Raw genomic sequence first — 21,263 nt, 5'->3', positions numbered from 1 at the left:
TTCGGTCAACCGTGCAGTGACGCCGTCAGCCAGGCGGCAGCGAGATTTCGTGCATTGCTTCGTTTCGCCTTGATAGGCACGATCACGTTGTAGCGGTCTTCGGCGGCAAGCTCGTCGCCGCTGGCCTGCACCAGGGTTCCGTCCTCCAGAAAAGTGCCGATCAGCATGCGCCATCCCAAGGCAATTCCCTGCCCTGCGCGTGCGGCAGCGATGGTTTCGGTATAGTGGTTGAACCGGAGCGACGGCTTGAACTCGACGTGGTCGCCGGTCAGCGAAAACCATTGCGACCAGCTGTACCAGGAACGGTCGACCACATCGGTTTCGATGAATTCGTCGGCGCCGCCGAGCGACCCATCGCCCCGGCGCTTGAGATAATCCGGCGAGCAGACGGGGCAGATGACGTCGCCGCGCGAGGCGATGACCGTTCCATCGCTGAAGGGCGGCATGCCGTATCGTATGGCGACGTCGATCTCTCCGTCGTCGAGAGCGATCGGGCTGTCCTGGGAGATCACCCGCACCAGAATGCCCGGGTTCGCCCGGCGGAATTCGGCGAGCCGCGGCAGCAACCAGAAGGACGAGAAGGCGACGGTCGCCCCGATCGTCACCACGTCCTGGCCGCGCGACTGGATCGCTTCCACGCTCTCGGCGATATCGGCAAAGCTCTTGGCGAGCGTTGCGCCGAGGCTGACGCAGGCCGCCGTCGGCTCGATCGCCCGATGCTTGCGCAGGAACAGGGGCTGGCCAAGTTCTTCTTCGAGAGCGGCGATCTGCCTGCTGACCGCCGCCTGGGTGACGCCGAGTTCGCTCGCAGCAAGCGTGAAGCTTTTTCTTCTGAGCACCGCCTCCAGCGTCACCAGCGCCGTCAGCGAGGGGAGCCGTTTTCGAAACTGCATTCGAAACTCCTTTTCGCATGAGATTAAATTATGCGAACGTAATTTTTTATGCCGTTGAAAGCCCGTAACTGCAAGAGCAATCTGGGGAAACTCTCACATAAGGGGTCATCATGCTAAACAGGCTTCCATCTTCCATTTCAGCATTGCTGGACTCCCGCTCGGAAGGCCATTCGCTGCCGGCTGGTCTCTACACACGCGAGGACGTGTTCGAAGCTGACATCGAGGTCTTCTTCCACAAGCACTGGATCTGCGTCGGCCTCGATTGTGACGTTCCCGAACCCGGCGACGCCACGGTGATCGATATCGGCAAGACGAGCCTGATCCTTCTGCGCGACGACGACGGCGAAATCCGCGTACTGCACAATGTCTGCCGCCATCGCGGCTCCCGTCTTCTCGACCCGGGCAAGACGATCGTTTCGAAGCTCGTCTGTCCCTATCACACCTGGACATACGAGTTGACGGGGGAACTTAGCTACGCTCCCCATATGGGCAAGGAATTCGACAAGGACTGTCGCGGCCTCAAGCCGGTCACCTTCAAGTCCATCGGCGGGCTCATCTATGTCTGCCTCTCCGACAATCCGCCTGACGATATCGCCGTTCTCGAGCAGACCATGACCGAGCGGCTGGCTCCCTACGACATCCGCAACGCCAAGGTCGCCCACCAGACCGACGTCATCGAAGACGGCAACTGGAAGCTGACGATGGAGAACAATCGCGAATGCTACCATTGTTCCGCGAACCATCCGGAACTCTGCGTCTCCTTCGTCGATCTCGACTTCGGTTTCGATCCGGAGACGCTGAGCCCGGAGGACCGCGCACAGGCCGAGGAACACTTCCGGCTCTATGAGGAACGCACGCGGGCATGGGAGGCCGACGGCTTTCCCTCGGCTGCCGTCGAGCAGCTCACGGACTGCGCCACCAATTTCCGCACGCAGCGGCTGATCATATCAGGCGCCGGTGAATCCCAGACCCACGATGCCACCGCCGCGTCCTCCAGGCTGCTGGGGCAGATGACCCGCAAGGATCTCGGCGACACGCATCTCTGGGGCCACAACAGCTGGAACCACTTCATGGGCGACCATGCGGTCGTGGCGATCGTCATCCCGCTCTCGGCGGGCAAGACGCTCGTCCGCACCAAATGGCTGGTGCATAAGGATGCCGTCGAAGGGGTCGATTACGATCTCGACAAGCTGACGGACGTCTGGGTCCAGACGACCGACCAGGACGCCGATCTCGTCGCCCGCTCCCATGCCGGCACTCTCGATCCCGCTTATCAGCCCGGCCCCTATTCCCGCTTCTCCGAGACGAACCTCGACAAGTTCGCCGCCTGGTACATCGATCGGATGCGCGCCCATGGATACTAGGAGCCCACAGGCATTATCAGCGAAGGCCGCCCTCCCCGACATCTGGAATCCCGAGACAGACGACGCGCTTGTCTGCCTCGACGTCCAGCAGGAAACCCATGACGTCAAGACGTTCACCTTCGCATCGCGCGAGGGCAAACGCTTCGCGTTCAAGGCCGGACAATATTTCCTGTTCGACCTCGAACATAATGGAGAGGCCGAAAGCCGATGCTACAGCATCTCGTCGTCGCCGCATCGCACGAACGCCTTCTCCGTGACGGTGAAGCGCGTTCCCGGCGGCAAGATCTCCAACTGGCTTCATGACACGCTTGCTGCAGGCGCGACCGTCAAGGCGAACGGCCCGCTCGGCCATTTCACAAGACCCGATGCGTCAGGACAAAAGCTTCTGCTGCTCTCGGGCGGGTCCGGCATCACGCCTGTGATGTCCATTCTGCGTGAACTCGCTGACAGCTGCGAACCGGCCGACGTCGTTTTCATGCACGCCGCCCGCGCGCCGCAGGATCTGATCTTTCGCGACGAACTGGCCTGCATTGCCCGACGGCTGAAAGGCCTTCGTCTCCACTTTCTTCCCGAAACCGTCGCGGGCGAGCCGTCCTGGCCGGGTCTCACCGGTCGCATTTCGGCGGAGTATGTCAGGCTTGCAGTTCCCGATATCGCCGATCGAACGGTGATGTGCTGCGGCCCCGCCCCGTTCATGGCGGCGGCGCGCGGCACTACCGCCGAGCTCGGCGTGCCCGCTTCGCGCTATGTGGAAGAAAGCTTCGACGCCGCGGTCATCGACGAACCGGAAACAACAGCGGTCCGGGAGGCGGCCGCCAAGGTCTTCCAGGTCACCTTTTCCAAGCAAGCCCGCAATATCGAGGTCACGGGCAATCAGAGTGTGCTCTCCTGCGCCAAGAAGGCAGGCATCAGGATACCCTCGTCCTGTGCCAACGGCGTCTGCGGCACCTGTAAGTCGAAGCTGACTTCGGGCGCGGTCGACATGAATCACAATGGCGGAATTCGCCAGAGGGAAATCGACGCCGGCTTCTTCCTGCCGTGCTGCTCGAAACCGCTCAGCGATCTCGTCATCGAGCGCTGAGCGCCGGCAATCTCGCCTCAAATGGACAAGCAGGAATTCTCAGATGTTGCGGGATGAAAGCGATTCCGCAAGGCTCCTCATGTCGATATCCTGATCAACAATGCGGGCATCTTCCAGCCCCTCGACTTCTTCGACGCGGACGACGAGGTGTTGCAGAACGTTGACGGGGGTCGCGTTATCGTCATCGCATCTCGAAGCCGAACGATCTTTTGGCCGCGCTTCGCGAAAGTGCCGGGATGATGAAGGCCGCCGATAACAAACCGAAACGCACTGCCGCCAACGGCACCGGTCGGGAGCGCGCCGCGCGCGCAGTAGCTTCCAAAGGCGCCTCTTCCGGGGCTACTCCGCGGCGCAAGGCCAGCTAGGGAGATCGGTCATGGCTCTGAGATACTACTGGAAGGGCTATCTTCGTTAGCAGCGTGAATGCGGGCGGACCAACCGTCGTGGCCGGAAAAATTTCCGTATAACGGGACCTGCCTTCGCAACCATGAAAGGAATTGAATCGAACTCGAAAGATGCTGCCCTCCAAAATTTCGGCAGGATCGACCGCTTGGAACAGAACCTCCTAATATACGTTTGTGGGAAGCTTGCCCCACGGAGGACGCCATGATCAGCATCTGGGACGCGAACGTCGAATTGAAGATAGATGATCGTGTCCACGTCATCAGGAACGCTCGAGAGGCGGTCGCATGTTTGAAAAAATACTGGCCCGACAACAGAACCGCGAGCTACGCGGCAGCGCGTAAGGCATGCCTGGACGCGGCGAGTGGCGTTGTTCCCGATGTGGAAGCGCGAGCTGCGTTTGAAGCTGCGGCGAAGGAGGCCGGCATTCTGCGGCAAACGTAACATCGCTTCGTTTGAAGTGAGAACCTGGATCATGCCGCCACCCGGCCGGAATGGTTCTTGCACGGTTACTAATATATTCACCGTGGGGAGGCATAACGTCATGAAGTGGCACATAACCGAAGAGTTTACCCCTCTGATGCTCGTTGTCACTGGGCCGGAAAAATACAAGCTTGTCGCAACCCTTTGGGATGCCGCCCAGTTGCTGACGGCTTGCTGGCCAATCGACGACGGCGATGAATATCTTATCGCGATCAGGGCGTGCCGGGACGCCATCCACGGGGACATTTCCGCTGAGGACGCGCGAGAAGCGCTGATCCGTGCCGCCGACGAAGCTGGCATTCCGGTGATCACCGTCGTTCACTGAGAGTACTCGATGCCACGGCGGATTTCCGGTCTGTAACCCCGGCCAGCGCCGGGCAGGCCAAGCGCTGATTTACACCGCCAGTGGGTTCAAAATTGGATGCCGATAAGGGGTGAATTTTGGATGCTGATTGACAACCAGGCTATGGCGAAACTCGCCCTATACTTCCCGGATTCCATTTGGTAACGAGTAATAGCAACAACTGGTTGCAGATTTTTCTGTCGCGTTGACTAAAAAGCCGCGCGATTTAGCCGGGGACAAGACTCGCATGCCAATCCAAGTAAGGCAGACTCGATATTTTTTTGTAATTTCGGCGGCTCTTCTAAGCGCCGCGAGCATCCTTCAGGGATGTCAGAGTGAGACACGAAACGCCCAAACATTTCGGCCGAATGACAAGTTTCTTTCGAACAAAGGCGGCTCGTCAAGCAGTGCTGAAGACGCGCCAAGCCAACCTAACTCGCCGACCCACTCAAGCCCGCCGAGCGGTATGGGCCCAGCCGGCAACGGTTTTGGGGGCCCAGCCGGCAGCCCTATGGGTGGCCCTCTGCACTAAGCCAGCGCCGATCGGCCTCGTCGACTGCCGGCGCGATGTCAGGTTCGACCTGGCCGGAAGGTAGCAAATCCTTAAAGCGCCGGATTTAAGACCGCCAGCCACCGTTGTTGATGTGCTCAACTGGAAAGCCTGATCGCCGAAGCTGGATCCGAGAGCATCAAACTGGAAACCCAGGCCCTGATCACGAAGAAGGGCGCGGAGCGGTTGGACAGCTTTCCCTGGGAAGAGATCTGAACGGTCGCCCGCTTCAGTGTGCTCTCGAAGCCGCGCGATGCTGCGAGGGCGTCTGCCCGAATGTGCGCTTGAACGTCCGCGTGAACTGCGAGGCGTTTTCGAAGCCGACATCGAGCGCAATCTCGATCAGCGGCGCCTTCGACTGGGCAAGGATCGATTTTGCCCGTTCCATGCGAACGCGATTATAGGCCTTGGCCGGAGACATTCCCGTCTTGTCGATGAAGATCCTCTCCAGCTGGCGCCGCGAGAGCCCGACCATGGCGGCAAGCTTCTCGATCGGCATGCTGCCGTCGACGAACTGTTCCATGGTGATCATCGCCGCCTTGACGCGGGTATCGTCGTAATCGTCGTAGAGCGGACGCCGCGGCTGGATGTCGGCCGGAGCGCGGGCCTTCTCGATCTGCAGCACTTCGAGCGCGTTTCGCTCGGCATCGCGGCTGATGTATTTCCTGACGAGCAACGCCGCCATATCGGCGGCACTGCTGCCGCCGGCGCAGGAACCGCGCTGGCGATCGAGATTGAAGAGCCGGTCGGAGCGAACGCTGAGATCGGGAAACCGCTCGCGAAACTCCTTGTAGTGCAGCCAGCTCACGCAGGATTCGTGACGCTTCATCAGGCCGGCCGCCGCAAGAATGAACGAACCGGTGCACACGCCGATCAACGGCACTTTCTTGGCGTCCGCCTGTTTCAGGAAGGTGATGGTCTGCTGGTCGACAGGATTTTCCACCGTCAGCAGACCGCCGACGACGACGATGTAATCGAACCGCGAGGGATCGACGAAGTCCGAGGTCGGGGCGACCTGGACGCCGCAGCTCGAGGTTATCAGATGCCGCGTGCTGCCGATCACCTGCCAGTCGGCCAGCACCCTCCCGGAACGATCCTGCTCATCGCTAGCAAGCCGCAGCGTATCGACAAAGAGCGCGAAAGCCGACAGCGTGAATGACCGCGACAGAACGAAGCCCACCTTGAGCCGGGCCGTCTGCTTCGCCGCGTCGTCTGCCAGCCGATGCTGGCCGGGCCGCATGGTCATCTCATCACCGTTCCTGAATGCGCTCATCGAATCTGGAAACCGTGCGCTAGCGGATCACGATCGTCAACAAAAATGGTGTTGTGGCCGATAATACGCGCCCAACCTCCGATGCTCGGGAGAATGCCGCGATAAGATCCGATGTCTGCTTCGGCTTCGACCCGGCCCTCGAAGATCGTTCCGATCAGGCTTTCGTGACGATATCGACTTCCCAAGGTAAGCCGTCCCTTTCCATGGAGCTGCGCCATACGTGCCGAGGTGCCGGTTCCGCCCGGCGACCGATCGATGGCTTTTTCCCCATAGAACACCGCACAGCGCCCGTCAGAGACGTCGTTCACAGCGCGGTCGCACCAGATTGCGTGATGCACGCCTGATATCCTGGCATCGTCCGGATGAACGGGATTGCAGACATTCACAAGTGCCGCCCTGAGCTTCTGGCTGCATCGGACGATGTCGGATGCGTTCATGCCGTCGAGACCGACCCAGTTCTCCTGTGGTTCGACGACCGCATAATAATTGCCGCCATAGGAAATATCGACGCGCAGGCGGCCCATTCCGGGCACATCCACCTCCACATCGCTCTCATGGAGATAGCTCGCGACATTGTGGAGACGAACGGAATCGACATAGCCGCCCTTCTCTTCATAGGTGACGTCGACCCTCCCCGCCGGCGTTTCGATGGCGACCCGGCCAGGTTCGCGCGGCCTGACCAGCCCTTCCTCAATCGCGGCGGTCACGGTGCCGATGGTGCCGGCGCCGCACATCGGCAGGCAGCCGCTCACCTCGATGAAAAGAACGGCGAAATCGCAGTCGTTGCGATAGGCGGGATAGATGATCGCGCCCGACATGATGTCGTGCCCCCTCGGCTCGAACATCAGCGCTTTGCGCACCCAATCATGGTCGCGGACGAAGATCTCCCGGCGTTCGCTGATCGGCGCGTGCGGCAGCAGCGGACCACCTCCCGCGACGAGGCGGACGGGGTTGCCGCAGGTATGCGCATCGATGCAGAAGAAGCTGTTTCTCATTCCGTCATCTCCTTGCTCATCTCGGCTTCGGCAGCCTGTCCCGGTCGAGCAGGCCGCGGGACAGCCGGTCGAGCAGAAGGGCGACAGCGACGATCGCAAGACCCGCCCTGAGGCCAAGCCCCATCTCCATGCGCGTCAGACCGCGCGTGACTTCCGCGCCGAGGCCGCCCGCGCCGACGAGGCCAGCCAGGACGACCATTGCCAGCGACAGAAGAATGCACTGGTTGAGCCCGACGAGCAGCGTCTGCTTGGCCAGGGGAATTTCGATCTTCCAGAGGATCGAGCGCGGCGGCGCGCCGATGGCGTTGCCAAGTTCGACGAATACCCTCGGCACCTGATTGAAGGCCAGCGTGGTCAAGCGCAACATCGGCGGAATGCCGTAGACGATGGTGGCGATGATCGCCGGCACGCGTCCGAGACTGAAGATCATCACCGCGGGAATGAGATAGACCCATGGCGGCACGGTCTGCATCACATCGAGAACGGGGCGAACCATCGCTTCCAGCGTCTTGTGGCGCGAGCACAGGACGCCGATCGGGAAGGCGACGAGCACGGAGATCAGGACGGCGACGGTAACAAGCGCAAGGGTTTGCATCGATGCCGTCCACAGCCCGACAAGAAGGCAGAAGCCGAGGCAAAGGCCGGCAAGGATGGCGGCGCGCAGGCTGACGGCCAGAAATGCCAGGACAACGACGATTGCGATCAGCGCATAAGGCGGCACGAAGAGGAGCGCCGCCTCGATTGTGGAAAGGACCGCTTCGACCAGGGTGCTGATGGCCGCAAAAAGCGGGTGAAGATTGGTGTTGAGCCAATCGACCGCCGGCGCCAGGAAGGCGCCCGGCGAAAACTGCAGGACCGAAGAATTCATGACTTCCTCCCTGTTCCCAGGCGGGCTGCGCTCTGGGTGATCCGGTCTAGCACCATGGTGAGCACCACGATGGCGATCGCTCCGTTGATCGAGGTCGCAATGTCGAGCGTCCTGATCGCGCCGTAGATCGTCTCCCCGAGCCCGCCGGAACCGACGATGCCGGCGATGACGACCATGCCGAAAGCCATCATCAGGCTCTGGTTGATGCCCGCCATGATGCTTGGCAGCGCAAAGGGAAGGCGGATCTTGAAGAACATCCGTGCCGGCGTCATCCCGAGCGCCTCTCCGAGTTCGACGAACTCCCTGGGCGTCATCCGGATACCGAGAGATGTCAGGCGGATCGCCGGCGGCATGGCGACGATCACGGTGGCGATCATTGCGGTGGCCGGTCCGTAGCCGAGCACGGCGATCGCCGGCAGCAGGTAGATATAGGGCGGAAGCGTCTGGATGAGATCGAGGCCCGGCTCCATGAAGCGGTCGAGGCCGGTGAAGAAGCCGGCGGCGATTCCGATCGGGATGCCGATCACCAGGGCAAGCGCGGTCGCGGTCAGGACCAGCGCCAGCGTGCTCATCGTCTCCGGCCAGAGCCCCATGGAAAAACACAGCGCCAGCGCGATGCCGGCGAGAACGCCGAACCAGACATTGACCAGCCGGCAGCCGATGAGCGCCACGATGAGCGCGACCACATAGAAGGGCGGAAGCTGAAGAAGCCACAGGATCCCGTCATAAATCCCTTCGAGAACCTGCCTGATATGGTCGAACAGGAACTCGCCGTTGTCGCTCACCCATTCGAGCCCGGAGTCCGTCCATTCGTCGAAAAGATCGGTAAAGGCTGAAGTATCCATCTCAATCAGCTCCCCTTGGGCTCACGCCGCTGTCAGATCATGGGCGGAGGTTCCCTTGACGCCCATCAGGAGGCTACGCGGCGTGACCACGCCGACGACCTGATCCTTGTCGACGACGGCGATGGCGTCTCGCTCCGACTGCATCGTCAGCGTGATGAGCTCGTCGATATCGGCGTCCGGCCCCGTGCGCATCAGCGACGCGATGTCGGAATTCGGCGCGCTCTGCTGGAATTCGGCGACGCTGCGCATGACGGAATGCGCCTTGATCAGATGGAGGCGGGAAATGCCGGCGACGAATTCGGCGACATAGGCATCGGCCGGGTTGAGGATGATGTCCTCCGCCGTGCCGGTCTGGATGATGACGCCGTCCTTCATGATCGCGATACGGTCACCGATGCGGATCGCCTCGTCGAGATCATGCGTGATGAAGACCGCGGACTTGCCGAGCGACTTGGTCAACTGACGGAACTCGTCCTGAAGCTGGCGCCGGATCAGCGGATCGAGCGCGCTGAACGGCTCGTCCATGAGAATGATTTCGGGGTCGGAGGCAAGCGCGCGGGCAAGGCCGACACGCTGCTGCATGCCGCCGGAAAGCTCGTTGGGATATCGGCTCACCCAGTCGGCGAGGCCGACTTTTTCAAGAGCGGCGGCAGCGGTCTTGTTTCGCTCCGGCTTGGTTATTCCCTGGACCTCGAGGCCGAAGGCCGCATTTTCCAGCACCGTGCGATGCGGCAGCAGGGCGACGCTCTGAAATACCATGCCGATGTTCTTGGCGCGCATCTGTCTGAGATCGACCGGCGACAGGGCAGCGAGATCGCGTCCCTTGACGAGAACCTTGCCGGAGCTCGGCGCAATCAGCTTGTTGAGAAGGCGGATGAGCGTCGATTTTCCGCTGCCCGACAGTCCCATGATGCAGAAGATTTCGCCCCGCCGGACCTGGAGGCTCGCCTCGGATACGCCGACGACGCAGTTGAATTCCTGCAGGACCTCTTTCTTGCCGAGGCCGCGCTCCTTGATCGACTTCATCGCCGCAGCGGACTTGTCGCCGAAGACTTTCCAAAGGGATTGGCAGTCAATCAGGACGTCATCGATATCGACATTCGCGGTTTTCATAGCGATCCCCTTGAGCCAATAGCGCTGGCTTCTTTAGATTGGGCCTCTGGATGGCCGCCCGATGAGGATCGGACGGCCAAGTCGCGGTTCAGCTCTTTTTGATGTTTTCCCAGCGCTTGATCAGGTCGGCATGGGCGCCAATCCAATCCTGCACGGCCTGGTCCATGGTCTTGCCGTCCTTGACCTCACCGTTGATGGTGGTGATGTCTGCGATCGGCACGTAGACGCTGGCCATCACTTCGCGTGCATGCGGGTTTTCTTCGGTAAAGCCCTTGTGGCCAATCCAGTAGTAGCTCTGCGGTGGCGGGAAGACGCCCTTCGGATCCTTGAGGTACTTGACCTCGTACTTCTGGACCATCCACGACGGCTCCCAGATCGTGACCGCAATCCATTCCTTGCGGTCGTAGGCCGACTTCAGTGCTGCCGTCATTGCCGCTGTGCTGCCTTCGACGAGCTGCAGCTTGAGGCCGTAGTCCTTGACGGCGTTCGAGGTGTCGCGCATCAGACCGGAGCCCGGCTCGATGCCGATGATCTTGCCGCTGAACTTGTCAGCGTTTTCATTCAGCTGTTCCAGCGAGTCGATCGGGACGTATTTCGGAACGGCAACACCCTGGTAGAGGCCGTGCGAGACCGGCGAAATCTTTTCGAGGCGGCTCTTGTTCTTGTCCCAGTAGTCCTGGGCGACGTAGTCCGTCTGCGAGGCGAGAACCTGGATGTCGCCCTTGGCAAGAGCGGCATAGGCGATGCCCCATTCGGAGAATTCGGTCACCTTCACGGTGTAGCCGGCGTCTTCGAGCACCTTCTTGGTGATGCCGGTGATGGGCGTCAGGTCTTCCCATGACAGCGTGCCCATGGTGATCGTCTTTTCCTCCGCGCGGGCGGGAAGGATGCTGATCCCGATCATCGCGGCGGCGCAAAGCGCCTTCCACAAACTCTTCATTGTTTGTACTCCTGGTTCTTGTTCCCATTCTCTGAAGTCTGCGGCGGGCAGCCTTCATATTACGTGGGCCGAGGGATCATCCCTCGCGGCCTGCACGCAATTCCTGCAGGCGGATGACCGAGTTGACGCCAAGCCACGCAATAGGCTCGGGAGGCAATCTGGCCGGTTCCGGCTGGTTCTTGTATGTGTCGAGCTCTGGGCTTGCGGCGCCTGTCGCGAGATCGGCCGCCATCATCCCCGCGAGCGTGCTCTTGACGGTGCCGAGACCGTTCTCGCAGCAGGCGGAAAAAAGCCCCTCTTCGACTTCGCCGAATGCCGGCACGTGGTTCCTGCTGAGGCACAGCGCACCCGCCCAGCTATATTCCATCGGCAGCCGCTCCAGCCCGGGGAAACGGGCGTCGAAAGACCGGCGCTGCTCGGCCGCCACGCCGGCGACGCGCTTCTCCGAGACTCTGAGGCTCGGGTCGTAGGTGAACCTCGTCCTGATGACGATCCTGGAAAGACCATCCTTGGTAATCTTGCGCACCGTCGCGCCCATCGGGTCGGCCGGCAGCAGCGCCCAGCGATCGACGCCGGTGACATCGCCCGCGAATTCGTTCTGGGAAAAGGCTGATGTCATCGAGGCATAGGTGAAGATGTGCATCAGCCGTCCACGGAAATGGCCGAAGCTTTGAATATGGCCGTTCACGCCCAGAATGACCTTCGGCGCGGAAACGGAGCCGCGGGCCGTCTTCGCCTTCCAGGTCCTGCCCTCACGGGAAAGCTCTAGAACCGGCGAGCGCTCGTGGATGACGACCTTCGCGGAAAGCCCGCGCGCCAGGCCGCGGATATAGTCGGCGGGCTGGATCATCACCGCGCCCGGTGTGTAAAGCCCGCCGCGATAATAGCGCGAGCCGGTCATCTCCCGCATCTCTTGTGCGTCGAGAATGCGATGCTCCTCGCCGATCTTCTCGAGCGATTTTCTGTAATTGTCGTTGAGCCCAAGCCCGCGCTCGGAGGCGGCCGCATTCACCTTGCCGGCGGGATCGAAGGTTTCCCTGGACATGCCGTATTCGGCCGCGACATCGGCTGCGAAGGAAATCGCCAGGCGGTTCTGCCGGATCTCGCTCTTGGTCGCCTCCTCGCCGGCCACAGAATACTCGCCCGAAGAGAGATTGTGCGGCACGTCGATCATGAAGCCGGAATTCCGCCCGGCCGGACCCTTGGCGAGTTCACGCGCCTCCAGCACGACGATCTTGTCGTGAGGCCGCGCCTGCGAGAGGCGGCGCGCCGCCGACAGGCCGGCAAATCCGCCGCCGATGACCAGCCAGTCGGCAGTCATGTCGTGCTCAAGCGCCATTGCGGGAAAGGCGCGTCCGCTGATCGCCTCCCATCCCGAAACGCCGGTATCGATCGGCAGGCGCTTGATCACGTGGCGGGTCATCGGATCGTCTCGTCGACGGACCGTTCCGAGACGTCGATCCAGATGGTCTTCAGCTCACAGTAGTTGTCATGGGCGAAGACCGACTTGTCGCGGCCGCCGAAGCCCGACTCCTTGTAGCCGCCGAACGGCGTGGTGGCGTCCCCTTCCCCGAAGCAGTTGACGGTAACGACGCCGGCCCGGATCTCTCGCGAGAGCTTGATGGCGCTCCTCAGGCTGCCGGTATAGACGGAGGCCGTCAGACCGTAATTCGTATCGTTGGCAAGCGCGATCGCCTCGGCAAGCGAATTGAAGGTCGTGACCGAGAGCACCGGCCCGAAGATCTCTTCCTGGAAGAGGCGGCTGGCCGGCGCCACACCCTCGACCACCGTCGGCTCGATGAAGATGCCGTTATAGGTTTCGCCGCCGTGAGCAACCGACAGCTTCTCCGTCTTGGCGTCGTCGAGGAAGGATTTCACCTTATCGAAATGCGCCTTGCTGACGAGCGCGCCGATGCGGTTTTCCGGATCGAGCGGATCGCCCGTCTTCCATTCGCGCAGATAGGCGCCGATGCGCTTCATCAGTTCGTCCTTGACCCTGGAATGAACGATGAGGCGCGATGTGGCCGAGCAGTTCTCGCCCATGTTCCAGAAAGCGCCGTTGACGACCTGCTCGGCGACAAGGTCCAGATCTTCGGCATCGTCGAGAACGACCGCGGGGTTCTTGCCGCCGCATTCGAGCACCACCTTCTTGAGGTTCGAGTCGGCGGCGTAACGCAGGAAGCGGCGGCCCGTGGGCGTCGAGCCGGTGAAGGCGACCATATCGACATCCATGTGCAGGCCGATCGGTTCGCCGACCTCGCGGCCCGAACCGGTCACGACGTTGAAAACACCAGCCGGGATACCGGCCTCATGGGCAAGCTCGGCGACGCGCAGGGTGGTGAGCGTCGTTTCCTGCGCCGGCTTGACGATCACCGAGCAGCCGGCCGCAAGCGCCGGGCCGATCTTCCAGGCCAGCATCAGCAGTGGGAAATTCCAGGGCAGCACGCAGCCGACGACGCCGATCGGCTCGCGCACGATCATCGTCAGCGCGTTCGCGCCGACAGGAGCGGTATTGTCATAGAGCTTGTCGACCAGCTCGGCATGCCAGCGCAGCGTATGAATGGTATCGGGAACGTCGACCGTCTGGCATTCGCGGACCGGCTTGCCGCTGTCGAGACTTTCCATGACGGCGAGTTCGTGCCTGTTCTGCTCCATCAGCCTGGCAAGCTTCAGAAGCACGTCCTTGCGCTCGTTCGGTGAGCGAAGCCGCCAACGTCCGTCGTCGAACGCCTGCTTCGCCTTTTCGACGGCGAAGTCGACGTCGGTGGCATCGCAGGCCGCGATTTCGGCAAGAACCTCGCCCGTCGCAGGGTTGGTTGATGTGAACGTCTTGCCGGAATTTGCCGGACGGAATGCGCCGTCGACGAAGGCGTTCGTCGGGAACTGAAGGCCAGCGGCGATCGCCTTGTATTCGGCGGCGGTCAAGGGTTCATGCATGGTTTGCTCCCGACGTGATCTGGCCGACCGTGCGCTTCAACGTGGCGACGACGGTCTGGAGGGTTCGCTTTTCTTCGGAGTTGAGCGGGCGCAGCGGCGCGCGCACCGAGCCGACATTCAGCCCGATCAATTCGCATCCGTGCTTGATCGATTGGACGAATTTGCCGCATTCGAGGAAATCCATCAGCGGCAGCATTGCGCTCATGATCGCCCGGCCCTTGTCGAAATTCTTCTCGACGACGCAGGCTTCATAGAGGGCGACATGCTCGCGCGGCAGGAAGTTGGAGCCGGCGCAAACCCAGCTCTTCGCACCCCATGCGAAGAATTCGAGCGCCTGGTCGTCCCAGCCGCAGGAGAGCGCGATGTGCGGAAATTTCCGGGCGAGCAGGTGAAGATTGCCCATGTCGCCGGAGCTTTCCTTGATGGCGACGACGTTCTTCGATTTGCCGACGCGGGAGAAATACTCCTCGCCCATGACGACGCCCATGCGGGCTGGATAGTTGTAGAGCATGATCGGCAAGTTCGCCGCGCGATCGACGGTGAGCGCGTGGACCGCGTTCTCGCGCTCGGTCGGCAGCGCATATGGCGGCGACGATACCAGGATCGCATCCGCGCCGATTTCCTTCGCCGCCTTCGCATATTCGACCGAATCCTCGGTGCGGGTTGCGCCGGTGCCGATGACGAGCGGCAGCCGCGTGCCGATGACGTCCTTGGCGTGGGCGGCAAGCTCGAAACGCTCCTGGCTGCTCTGGGCGTAATATTCGCCCGTCGAGCCGCCGACGATGATGCCGTGAACGCCCGCCTCGATCAGGGATTCGAGCACGGCCGCGAATGCCGGCCGGTCAATCTGACCGTTTTGATCGAGCGGCGTCACTGCCGGCGTATAGATCCCCTCAAATTTCACGATGACTTCTCCAATATTTGCGTAGCCGGACCGCCAAGCAGGGCGTCCGCCTTGAGTCCTTGCGGAGCGATGAACATCTCCATGTTCTCGCGGGACAGTTCCCAATGCTCGAAGACGAGGTCGACGACGGCTGTCTCGTCGTGAGAGCCGAGGGCCTCGATGAAGCTGTCATGATGGTCTACGGCGATTTGCAGCCGCCGCTTCATGTCCTCGTTGCGCGGCCGGAAGAAGGTGTGGCCGATGCGCGCGTGGTCGATGAGCAGCCGGCCGAGGCTCGGCTGCAGATAGTCGTTGGCCGACATCTCACCGAAGATCTCGTGGAAGCGATTGTTCTCGAGCACCATCGCCAGGGGATCCATAGTCTGGCTGGCGGCGCGAAAGCGCTCCTGCGTCTGCTTCAGGTCGGCAAGCTGCGTGGGTTTGAAATTCTGCACGGCAAGACGGCCGATCGCCGCATAGATCATCGGGGCCACAAGGAAGAAGTTCCGCAGCGTCGAGTGGTTCATCGGGATGACCCGCGCACCCCGGTTCTCGCGGATGTCGACATAGCCCTCGCCGGCCAGGCGACGGAATATGTCCCGCACCGGCGTCCGCGACAGCCCGTACCTCTCGCTCAGGCTGGCCTCATCCAAATCGGCGTCCGGGTCCAGCTCCATCGTCAGAATCTGGCGCTTCAGATCTTCGTAGAGATTGCTCTTGAGTGTCTTCGCCATCGTACTCTCCGGCCTCGTGTTGCTCTACTCCCACGAAAATGACACGCCTCCTTGGCTGAGTCAACAATTGTGTACTCTGCGTACACAATTAGTATTTATGAAATACACAATTGAATGAAGACAGCCGACACCGCCGCCTGTCCGGGGGTCGTTTCAAGGCGAAGGGAGGGATAGGACCGGCGAGGGATGGCCGGCATCGCACGCGCAATTGCGTCCGGAAAGACGCGTGGCGTCTGCCGTCGCGAGTTCTTCCCAGGATATCGTGTCAGGTCTGTTCGAAAATTCTCTGGAGCGGCATCCGCGCCTTCTGCGCGTAATTCCGATCATCAGGCATGGGAAGCCTGGCCGCCGGCAAACCGGCGCGCCGCCATCAGGCAATAGGCTGATGGCGGCTAACTTGTCGGGGCGCCGGAGGGGCGCGCCGTGAGATCAGGCGGCCAGGACACCGCTCTTCTTGGCCGTCCAGGTTGCCATATAGTCCATCAAGCCGGGCGAAAGGCAATCATAGGGCTCGAGGCCGGACGCCTTCAACTGCGCCCTTACGGCGTCCATCTTGGCGGGATCGAAGCCGCTTTCGATGATCGACGATACGAAGGCCGCAAAGGTCGGCTTTGCCCAGCCGCCCTCCTGGAAGCGCTCGGGATGAACGAACGACAATCCCTGGAACGGATGTTCGCGCTCGACCGGGCCGTACATATGCACACCGCACTGCTTGCAGGCATGGCGCTGGATCAGGGCAGTGGAATCGACGACGGCGAGCTTGTCACCGTTCTCGAGCACTTCGACACTCTCTGTCGGAGCCACCGCCACGACCGAAAAGACGGCGCCCTCGGGCTTCCAGCACTTGGTGCAGCCGCAGGCGTGGTTATGGGCAATGTCGCCCTTGATCCTGACCTTGACGGGATTGCTTGCGCATTTGCACACGAGCGTGCCGCCCGCAAAGGCAGCGTCAGTCGCTCGAAAGCCTGAATCCACTGCCGGATGAATGGCTATGCTGGTCATTGCTTCACTCCCTTCCTCCCTGGCCGTTTGCGTTATGCCCGGCCGAGCTCTGCGTTATTTCCGATCTCCCAGCCTCTGCGCGTGCCAGCGCAGATGGTCTTCCATGAATGTCGAAATGAAGAAGTAGGAATGGCCGTAGCCGTCCTGCATGCGAAGCTGCAGCTTGATGCCGGCCGCCTCGCAGGCCTGCTTGAGCTCGCCGGGACGCAATCCATCCTCCAGGAAGGAATCCGCCGTTCCCTGGTCGACGAGCAATTCAGGGAAATGATGCCCGTCCTCGATCAGCGAGCAGGCGTCGTAGGCCCGCCAGGTCTTTTCATCGGCCCCGAGATATTTCCGGAATGCCGGCTTCGACCAGCCGGAGACCGAGGGATAGCTGATCGGCGCGAAGGCCGAGCAGCTCCGGAAACGGTCCGGGTTCTTGAGCGCGATCGTGATCGCGCCGTGTCCGCCCATCGAGTGGCCGAAGATCGCCTGGCGGTCCATGTCGACCGGAAATTCCGCGGCAAGCAGGCGCGGCAATTCATCGACGATGTAGCTGTACATGCGATAATTCGCCGAAAACGGCGGCTGGGTGGCATCGACATAAAAGCCGGCGCCCTTGCCGAACTGCCAGTTGTCGGGCTCATCGGGAACATGCTCGCCGCGAGGGCTGGTATCCGGGCAGACGACGATGACGCCGAGCTCGGCGGCAAGCCGCCGATACTCGCCCTTGTCCATGACATTGGCATGGGTGCATGTCAGACCCGACAGGTACCATAGAACCGGGCAATTGCCCTTGGCCGCCTGCGGCGGCACGAACACCGCAAAGGTCATGTCGCAGCCGCAGGCATCAGAGCGGCTGACGTAGACGCCCTGAGTGCCGCCGTGGGACTTATCGGTCGAGATCGTCTTCATCGCTTAATACAGCACCACGCCGCGGATGCTTTCCCCCTTGTGCATCAGATCGAAGCCCTTGTTGATGTCTTCGAGCGGCATGGTGTGGGTGATCATCGGATCGATCTGGATCTTGCCCTGCATGTACCAGTCGACGATCTTCGGAACGTCGGTGCGGCCGCGCGCGCCGCCGAAGGCCGTGCCCATCCAGTTGCGCCCGGTGACGAGCTGGAACGGACGGGTCGAGATTTCCTGGCCGGCGCCGGCAACGCCGATGATGACCGATTTGCCCCAGCCGCGATGGCTGGCTTCGAGCGCCTGGCGCATCACCTTTGTATTGCCGGTGCAGTCGAAGGTGTAGTCGGCGCCGCCGATCAGGTCGCCATGACGCTTGGTCAGGTTGACCAGATAAGGAACGATGTCGTCGCCGACCTCCTTCGGATTGACGAAATGTGTCATGCCGAACTTCTCGCCCCAGGCCTTGCGATCTGGGTTGATGTCGACGCCGATGATCATGTCGGCGCCGGCCAGCCGCAGGCCCTGGATGACGTTGAGGCCGATGCCGCCGAGGCCGAAGACGATCGCCGTGGCGCCGATTTCCACCTTGGCGGTGTTGATGACGGCGCCGATGCCGGTGGTGACGCCGCAGCCGATGTAGCAGACCTTGTCGAAGGGCGCGTCGGGGTTGATCTTGGCGAGCGCGATCTCAGGCAGAACGGTGAAGTTGGCGAAAGTCGAGCAGCCCATGTAGTGATGGATCTTGTCCTTGCCGATCGAGAAGCGCGAGGTGCCGTCCGGCATCACGCCCTGACCCTGGGTTGATCGGATCGAGGTGCATAGATTGGTTTTGCGGGACGTGCAGGAATAGCACTCGCGGCATTCGGGTGTGTAAAGCGGAATGACATGGTCGCCCTTCTTGAGCGAGGTCACACCCGGGCCGACATCGACGACGATCCCCGCACCCTCATGGCCGAGAATGGCGGGGAAGAGGCCTTCCGGATCGGCGCCCGACAGGGTGAAATCGTCGGTGTGGCAGATGCCCGTCGCCTTGACCTCTACCAGCACTTCGCCGGCCTTCGGGCCGTCGAGCTGCACGGTCATCACTTCGAGCGGTTTTCCGGCCTGAACGGCAACGGCGGCGCGAACGTCCATTTGATAATTCCTCCTGTTAAATTGAATTCAGTGGCTGCATATGCGGGTAAGCGATCTGGCCCGGCCTCACCGCAATCATCCCGGCTCGATCTGGCACCAGACCGCCAGAAGCGGCTGGGCCGTGCATCTTATCGCGAAGGATTGCCCGGCATCGTTGGCGAAGACTGTGCCAGTAGCGGCAGAAAACCATTGGGAATCGCCAAGGCAGATTTCTGCCGGCGAAAGCAGGATGAAGGCGCGCGGCTGCGTCTGAACGTGATCGGGAAACCGGGTGTAACGGTCCATATAGATCACCCCGACCCTGAGATCGGCGCGCTCCTCCATGCCACCGGGGCCGACCACGACCGCATGGGAGTGCGTGTTGCCGAAATTCAGGCTTGCGAAGGGTCCGGAGCGGCCGCGCCTCCAGAGCAGCTTGTCGGCGAGACTATGGAACTGGCTGGCGATCGCCTCGTATTTCCGTCCCGACTTTGCAAGATGGCCGATGGCGTCGTCGAGCCCTTCGGGTACGCCTGGAAGAGGCCCGCCGCCCTCCGGCCGCACCTTTCCTGTCTTGAGCAGCCTCTGGAGGACCTTGCCCGCAACGAAACTGGCGACGGCAGGAGCCTCCGCCGACAGCATCAGCCCGCCGACGTCGTTGAGGAATTCCTGCAGCGGCCGAGGCCGCCTCTCCCTGCCGATGTCGTGCAGCCGTATGTATGCCGGCTTCTCGTCATCGTTCAGAAGAAGATCGGCACCAGGTTTGATTGGACGTCCCACCGCGCGAGCCACGTTCTGTTTCCCCAGTCAGAGCGCCTTTTCGAATTCCGGCAGGATGTCGAAGAGATCACCGACGAGACCGTAGTCGGCAACCTGGAAGATCGGCGCCTCCTCGTCCTTGTTGATGGCGACGATCACCTTCGAATCCTTCATGCCGGCCAGATGCTGGATGGCGCCCGAGATGCCGCAGGCGATATAGAGCTGCGGCGCCACCACCTTGCCGGTCTGGCCGACCTGCCAGTCGTTCGGCGCATAACCGGCATCGACGGCCGCGCGGCTTGCGCCGACGGCAGCCCCGAGCTTGTCGGCGAGCGGCAGAATGACTTCCTTGAACTTCTCGGCAGAGCCGAGCGCCCGGCCGCCGGAGATGATGATCTTCGCCGACGTCAGTTCCGGACGGTCGGAAGCCGACAGCGCATCGGAGACGAAACGCGACAGACCCGGATCTGAAATCGCCGGGATCGCCTCGACGGTCGCCGAACCACCTTCCGCTGCGGAGGCGAAGGAGGCGGTGCGCACGGTGATCACTCGTCTGGCATCCGTCGACTGCACCGTCTGGATGGCATTGCCGGCATAGATCGGCCGCTTGAAGGTATCGGATGAGATGACCTCTGTTATCTCCGAGACCTGGGCGACATCGAGAAGGGCGGCCACCCGCGGCAGCACGTTCTTGCCGACCGAGGTGGCAGCCGAGAGGATCGTGTCATAGCCGCCGGCCAGCGAGACGATCAGGTCGGAGAGCGGTTCGGCAAGATTGTTGGCAAGCTCGTCGCTTTCAGCGAGCAGCACCTTGGAGACGCCGGACAGTTTTGCAGCCGCATCGGCCGCAGCCTTGGCGCCCTTGCCGGCGACCAGAATATGGATATCGCTTGCCTGCTCCTTGGCAATCTGGGAAGCCGCCGTCAGCGCCTTGGCAGTCTGATCGGAGAGGCTGACATTGTCGTGGTCGGCCAGAAGAAGAATGGTCATGATAATTTACTCCTGTTCCTGTCCGATCAGAGCACGCCGGCTTCGTTCTTGAGCTTGTCGACCAGTTCGGCGACCGACTTGACCTTGACGCCGGCCTTGCGGCCCGACGGCTCCTCGGTCTTCAGCACCTTCAGCCGCGGCGTCGTGTCGACGCCGAAATCGGCAGGAGCCTTCTTGTCGAGCGGCTTCTTCTTCGCCTTCATGATGTTCGGCAGCGAGGCGTAGCGCGGCTCGTTCAGGCGCAGATCCGATGTGACCACCGCCGGCAGCTTGATCTCGATCGTCTGCAGGCCGCCGTCGACCTCGCGGGTCACGGTCGCCTTGCCGTCACCGATCTCGATCTTCGAGGCAAAGGTCGCCTGGGCCGCGCCCATCAGTGCCGCCAGCATCTGGCCGGTCTGGTTCGAGTCGTCGTCGATCGCCTGCTTGCCGACGATAACAAGCCCCGGCTGCTCGGCCTCGGCCACACCCTTCAGGATCTTGGCAACCGCCAGCGGCTCGACCTGATCGTCGGTCTCAACCAGGATGGCCCGGTCGGCGCCCATGGCGAGTGCCGTGCGCAGCGTCTCCTCGGCCTTGGCAGGACCGATTGACACCACGATCACCTCTTCAGCCTTGCCGGCTTCCTTCAGCCGCAGCGCCTCTTCCACCGAGATCTCGTCGAACGGGTTCATCGACATCTTCACATTGGCAAGCTCAACACCCGTGCCATCCGGACGTACCCGGATCTTCACGTTGTAGTCGACAACCCGTTTGACTGGGACGAGAATCTTCATTTGCGAACCCCTTTATGTCTAGACT

General features: G+C 61.8%; 21 protein-coding genes and 1 pseudogene. 5 read left to right on the top strand and 17 right to left on the bottom strand.

Translation table 11 applies throughout. The features are described 5' to 3' along the window. Positions 1-5 precede the first annotated feature (5 nt). On the bottom strand, positions 6-893 hold the full coding sequence (locus EFB14_RS20970) for a LysR substrate-binding domain-containing protein (RefSeq protein WP_126828624.1): 888 nt from the start codon (positions 891-893) through the stop codon (positions 6-8). 110 nt (positions 894-1,003) lie between these two features. Between EFB14_RS20970 and EFB14_RS20965 the strand changes: the two genes are divergently transcribed. The 5 genes and pseudogenes from EFB14_RS20965 (at position 1,004) to EFB14_RS20940 (ending at position 4,548) form a co-directional block, all read left to right on the top strand. Next, positions 1,004-2,257: an aromatic ring-hydroxylating oxygenase subunit alpha gene (locus EFB14_RS20965; RefSeq protein WP_126828621.1), complete on the top strand. Its 1,254-nt coding sequence runs from the start codon at positions 1,004-1,006 to the stop codon at positions 2,255-2,257. After that, positions 2,247-3,338 carry an FAD-binding oxidoreductase gene (locus tag EFB14_RS20960; RefSeq protein WP_126828619.1) on the top strand — a complete coding sequence of 364 codons (1,092 nt, stop codon included), beginning with the start codon at positions 2,247-2,249 and terminating at the stop codon, positions 3,336-3,338. The genes EFB14_RS20965 and EFB14_RS20960 overlap by 11 nt, the downstream gene beginning before the upstream one ends. A gap of 185 nt (positions 3,339-3,523) precedes the next feature. After that, positions 3,524-3,703 (top strand): annotated as a pseudogene (locus tag EFB14_RS33500) (non-homologous end joining protein Ku); the annotation flags it as partial. A gap of 241 nt (positions 3,704-3,944) precedes the next feature. After that, a complete protein-coding gene (locus EFB14_RS20945) occupies positions 3,945-4,184 on the top strand; it encodes a DUF982 domain-containing protein (RefSeq protein WP_125851102.1) in 240 nt (79 codons plus the stop codon). 100 nt (positions 4,185-4,284) lie between these two features. After that, positions 4,285-4,548, top strand: a complete 264-nt coding sequence (locus EFB14_RS20940; RefSeq protein ID WP_126828617.1) for a DUF982 domain-containing protein — start codon at positions 4,285-4,287, stop codon at positions 4,546-4,548. A gap of 797 nt (positions 4,549-5,345) precedes the next feature. Here EFB14_RS20940 and EFB14_RS20935 read toward each other — a convergent pair. The 16 genes from EFB14_RS20935 to EFB14_RS20860 all read right to left on the bottom strand — a co-directional run bounded on the left by EFB14_RS20935 (position 5,346) and on the right by EFB14_RS20860 (position 21,238). Next, positions 5,346-6,356: a GlxA family transcriptional regulator gene (locus EFB14_RS20935; RefSeq protein ID WP_125851131.1), complete on the bottom strand. Its 1,011-nt coding sequence runs from the start codon at positions 6,354-6,356 to the stop codon at positions 5,346-5,348. A 29-nt stretch (positions 6,357-6,385) separates the two neighbouring features. Continuing rightward, positions 6,386-7,384: a 4-hydroxyproline epimerase gene (locus EFB14_RS20930; RefSeq protein ID WP_125851106.1), complete on the bottom strand. Its 999-nt coding sequence runs from the start codon at positions 7,382-7,384 to the stop codon at positions 6,386-6,388. 16 nt (positions 7,385-7,400) lie between these two features. Next, positions 7,401-8,252 (bottom strand): ABC transporter permease, encoded by an 852-nt coding sequence (locus EFB14_RS20925; protein WP_125851108.1) that lies wholly within the window; start codon positions 8,250-8,252, stop codon positions 7,401-7,403. Continuing rightward, positions 8,249-9,097 carry an ABC transporter permease gene (locus EFB14_RS20920; RefSeq protein WP_126828614.1) on the bottom strand — a complete coding sequence of 283 codons (849 nt, stop codon included), beginning with the start codon at positions 9,095-9,097 and terminating at the stop codon, positions 8,249-8,251. Before EFB14_RS20920 ends, EFB14_RS20925 begins: the two co-directional genes overlap by 4 nt. 21 nt (positions 9,098-9,118) lie before the next feature. Then, positions 9,119-10,210 carry a quaternary amine ABC transporter ATP-binding protein gene (locus EFB14_RS20915; protein ID WP_126828612.1) on the bottom strand — a complete coding sequence of 364 codons (1,092 nt, stop codon included), beginning with the start codon at positions 10,208-10,210 and terminating at the stop codon, positions 9,119-9,121. 88 nt (positions 10,211-10,298) lie between these two features. Further along, complete coding sequence (locus tag EFB14_RS20910; protein WP_126828610.1) at positions 10,299-11,150, bottom strand: glycine betaine ABC transporter substrate-binding protein; 852 nt, start codon at positions 11,148-11,150, stop codon at positions 10,299-10,301. Positions 11,151-11,226: 76 nt separating this feature from the next. Next, the gene (locus EFB14_RS20905; RefSeq protein WP_126828608.1) at positions 11,227-12,573 is read right to left on the bottom strand and encodes an NAD(P)/FAD-dependent oxidoreductase; all 1,347 of its coding nucleotides are present in this window, start codon (positions 12,571-12,573) and stop codon (positions 11,227-11,229) included. After that, positions 12,570-14,087 (bottom strand): aldehyde dehydrogenase, encoded by a 1,518-nt coding sequence (locus EFB14_RS20900; RefSeq protein WP_126828606.1) that lies wholly within the window; start codon positions 14,085-14,087, stop codon positions 12,570-12,572. The genes EFB14_RS20905 and EFB14_RS20900 overlap by 4 nt, the downstream gene beginning before the upstream one ends. Continuing rightward, on the bottom strand, positions 14,080-14,991 hold the full coding sequence (locus EFB14_RS20895) for a dihydrodipicolinate synthase family protein (protein ID WP_125851120.1): 912 nt from the start codon (positions 14,989-14,991) through the stop codon (positions 14,080-14,082). The genes EFB14_RS20900 and EFB14_RS20895 overlap by 8 nt, the downstream gene beginning before the upstream one ends. Then, a complete protein-coding gene (locus EFB14_RS20890; protein ID WP_125851122.1) occupies positions 14,988-15,704 on the bottom strand; it encodes a GntR family transcriptional regulator in 717 nt (238 codons plus the stop codon). Before EFB14_RS20890 ends, EFB14_RS20895 begins: the two co-directional genes overlap by 4 nt. Positions 15,705-16,133: 429 nt before the next feature. Continuing rightward, positions 16,134-16,706 carry an S-(hydroxymethyl)glutathione synthase gene (gene gfa, locus EFB14_RS20885; protein WP_125851124.1) on the bottom strand — a complete coding sequence of 191 codons (573 nt, stop codon included), beginning with the start codon at positions 16,704-16,706 and terminating at the stop codon, positions 16,134-16,136. Between the two features lie 54 nt (positions 16,707-16,760). Continuing rightward, positions 16,761-17,603, bottom strand: a complete 843-nt coding sequence (gene fghA / locus EFB14_RS20880) for an S-formylglutathione hydrolase (protein ID WP_126828604.1) — start codon at positions 17,601-17,603, stop codon at positions 16,761-16,763. A gap of 3 nt (positions 17,604-17,606) precedes the next feature. Then, positions 17,607-18,734, bottom strand: a complete 1,128-nt coding sequence (locus EFB14_RS20875) for an S-(hydroxymethyl)glutathione dehydrogenase/class III alcohol dehydrogenase (protein WP_125851128.1) — start codon at positions 18,732-18,734, stop codon at positions 17,607-17,609. 75 nt (positions 18,735-18,809) lie between these two features. Next, entirely contained in the window at positions 18,810-19,505 is a 696-nt protein-coding gene (locus tag EFB14_RS20870) for a dimethylsulfonioproprionate lyase family protein (protein ID WP_125851130.1), read from the bottom strand. A gap of 15 nt (positions 19,506-19,520) precedes the next feature. Next, positions 19,521-20,462: an electron transfer flavoprotein subunit alpha/FixB family protein gene (locus tag EFB14_RS20865; protein ID WP_126828602.1), complete on the bottom strand. Its 942-nt coding sequence runs from the start codon at positions 20,460-20,462 to the stop codon at positions 19,521-19,523. 26 nt (positions 20,463-20,488) lie between these two features. Continuing rightward, positions 20,489-21,238: an electron transfer flavoprotein subunit beta/FixA family protein gene (locus tag EFB14_RS20860; RefSeq protein WP_126828600.1), complete on the bottom strand. Its 750-nt coding sequence runs from the start codon at positions 21,236-21,238 to the stop codon at positions 20,489-20,491. Positions 21,239-21,263 lie beyond the last annotated feature (25 nt).

This window comes from Rhizobium fabae, assembly GCF_003985135.1.
Lineage (GTDB): Bacteria > Pseudomonadota > Alphaproteobacteria > Rhizobiales > Rhizobiaceae > Rhizobium > Rhizobium pisi.
The sequence above is the reverse complement of the archived record's forward strand: the minus strand, read 5'-3'. Positions and strand labels throughout refer to the sequence as shown.

Bases quoted from the DNA above. Each gene is read 5' to 3' on its own strand.
- EFB14_RS20970 (WP_126828624.1), bottom strand. From the start codon at position 893: ATGCAGTTTCGAAAACGGCTCCCCTCGCTGACGGCGCTGGTGACGCTG.
- EFB14_RS20965 (WP_126828621.1), top strand. From the start codon at position 1,004: ATGCTAAACAGGCTTCCATCTTCCATTTCAGCATTGCTGGACTCCCGC.
- EFB14_RS20960 (WP_126828619.1), top strand. From the start codon at position 2,247: ATGGATACTAGGAGCCCACAGGCATTATCAGCGAAGGCCGCCCTCCCC.
- EFB14_RS20945 (WP_125851102.1), top strand. From the start codon at position 3,945: ATGATCAGCATCTGGGACGCGAACGTCGAATTGAAGATAGATGATCGT.
- EFB14_RS20940 (WP_126828617.1), top strand. From the start codon at position 4,285: ATGAAGTGGCACATAACCGAAGAGTTTACCCCTCTGATGCTCGTTGTC.
- EFB14_RS20935 (WP_125851131.1), bottom strand. From the start codon at position 6,356: ATGCGGCCCGGCCAGCATCGGCTGGCAGACGACGCGGCGAAGCAGACG.
- EFB14_RS20930 (WP_125851106.1), bottom strand. From the start codon at position 7,384: ATGAGAAACAGCTTCTTCTGCATCGATGCGCATACCTGCGGCAACCCC.
- EFB14_RS20925 (WP_125851108.1), bottom strand. From the start codon at position 8,252: ATGAATTCTTCGGTCCTGCAGTTTTCGCCGGGCGCCTTCCTGGCGCCG.
- EFB14_RS20920 (WP_126828614.1), bottom strand. From the start codon at position 9,097: ATGGATACTTCAGCCTTTACCGATCTTTTCGACGAATGGACGGACTCC.
- EFB14_RS20915 (WP_126828612.1), bottom strand. From the start codon at position 10,210: ATGAAAACCGCGAATGTCGATATCGATGACGTCCTGATTGACTGCCAA.
- EFB14_RS20910 (WP_126828610.1), bottom strand. From the start codon at position 11,150: ATGAAGAGTTTGTGGAAGGCGCTTTGCGCCGCCGCGATGATCGGGATC.
- EFB14_RS20905 (WP_126828608.1), bottom strand. From the start codon at position 12,573: ATGACCCGCCACGTGATCAAGCGCCTGCCGATCGATACCGGCGTTTCG.
- EFB14_RS20900 (WP_126828606.1), bottom strand. From the start codon at position 14,087: ATGCATGAACCCTTGACCGCCGCCGAATACAAGGCGATCGCCGCTGGC.
- EFB14_RS20890 (WP_125851122.1), bottom strand. From the start codon at position 15,704: ATGGCGAAGACACTCAAGAGCAATCTCTACGAAGATCTGAAGCGCCAG.
- gfa (WP_125851124.1), bottom strand. From the start codon at position 16,706: ATGACCAGCATAGCCATTCATCCGGCAGTGGATTCAGGCTTTCGAGCG.
- fghA (WP_126828604.1), bottom strand. From the start codon at position 17,603: ATGAAGACGATCTCGACCGATAAGTCCCACGGCGGCACTCAGGGCGTC.
- EFB14_RS20875 (WP_125851128.1), bottom strand. From the start codon at position 18,734: ATGGACGTTCGCGCCGCCGTTGCCGTTCAGGCCGGAAAACCGCTCGAA.
- EFB14_RS20865 (WP_126828602.1), bottom strand. From the start codon at position 20,462: ATGACCATTCTTCTTCTGGCCGACCACGACAATGTCAGCCTCTCCGAT.
- EFB14_RS20860 (WP_126828600.1), bottom strand. From the start codon at position 21,238: ATGAAGATTCTCGTCCCAGTCAAACGGGTTGTCGACTACAACGTGAAG.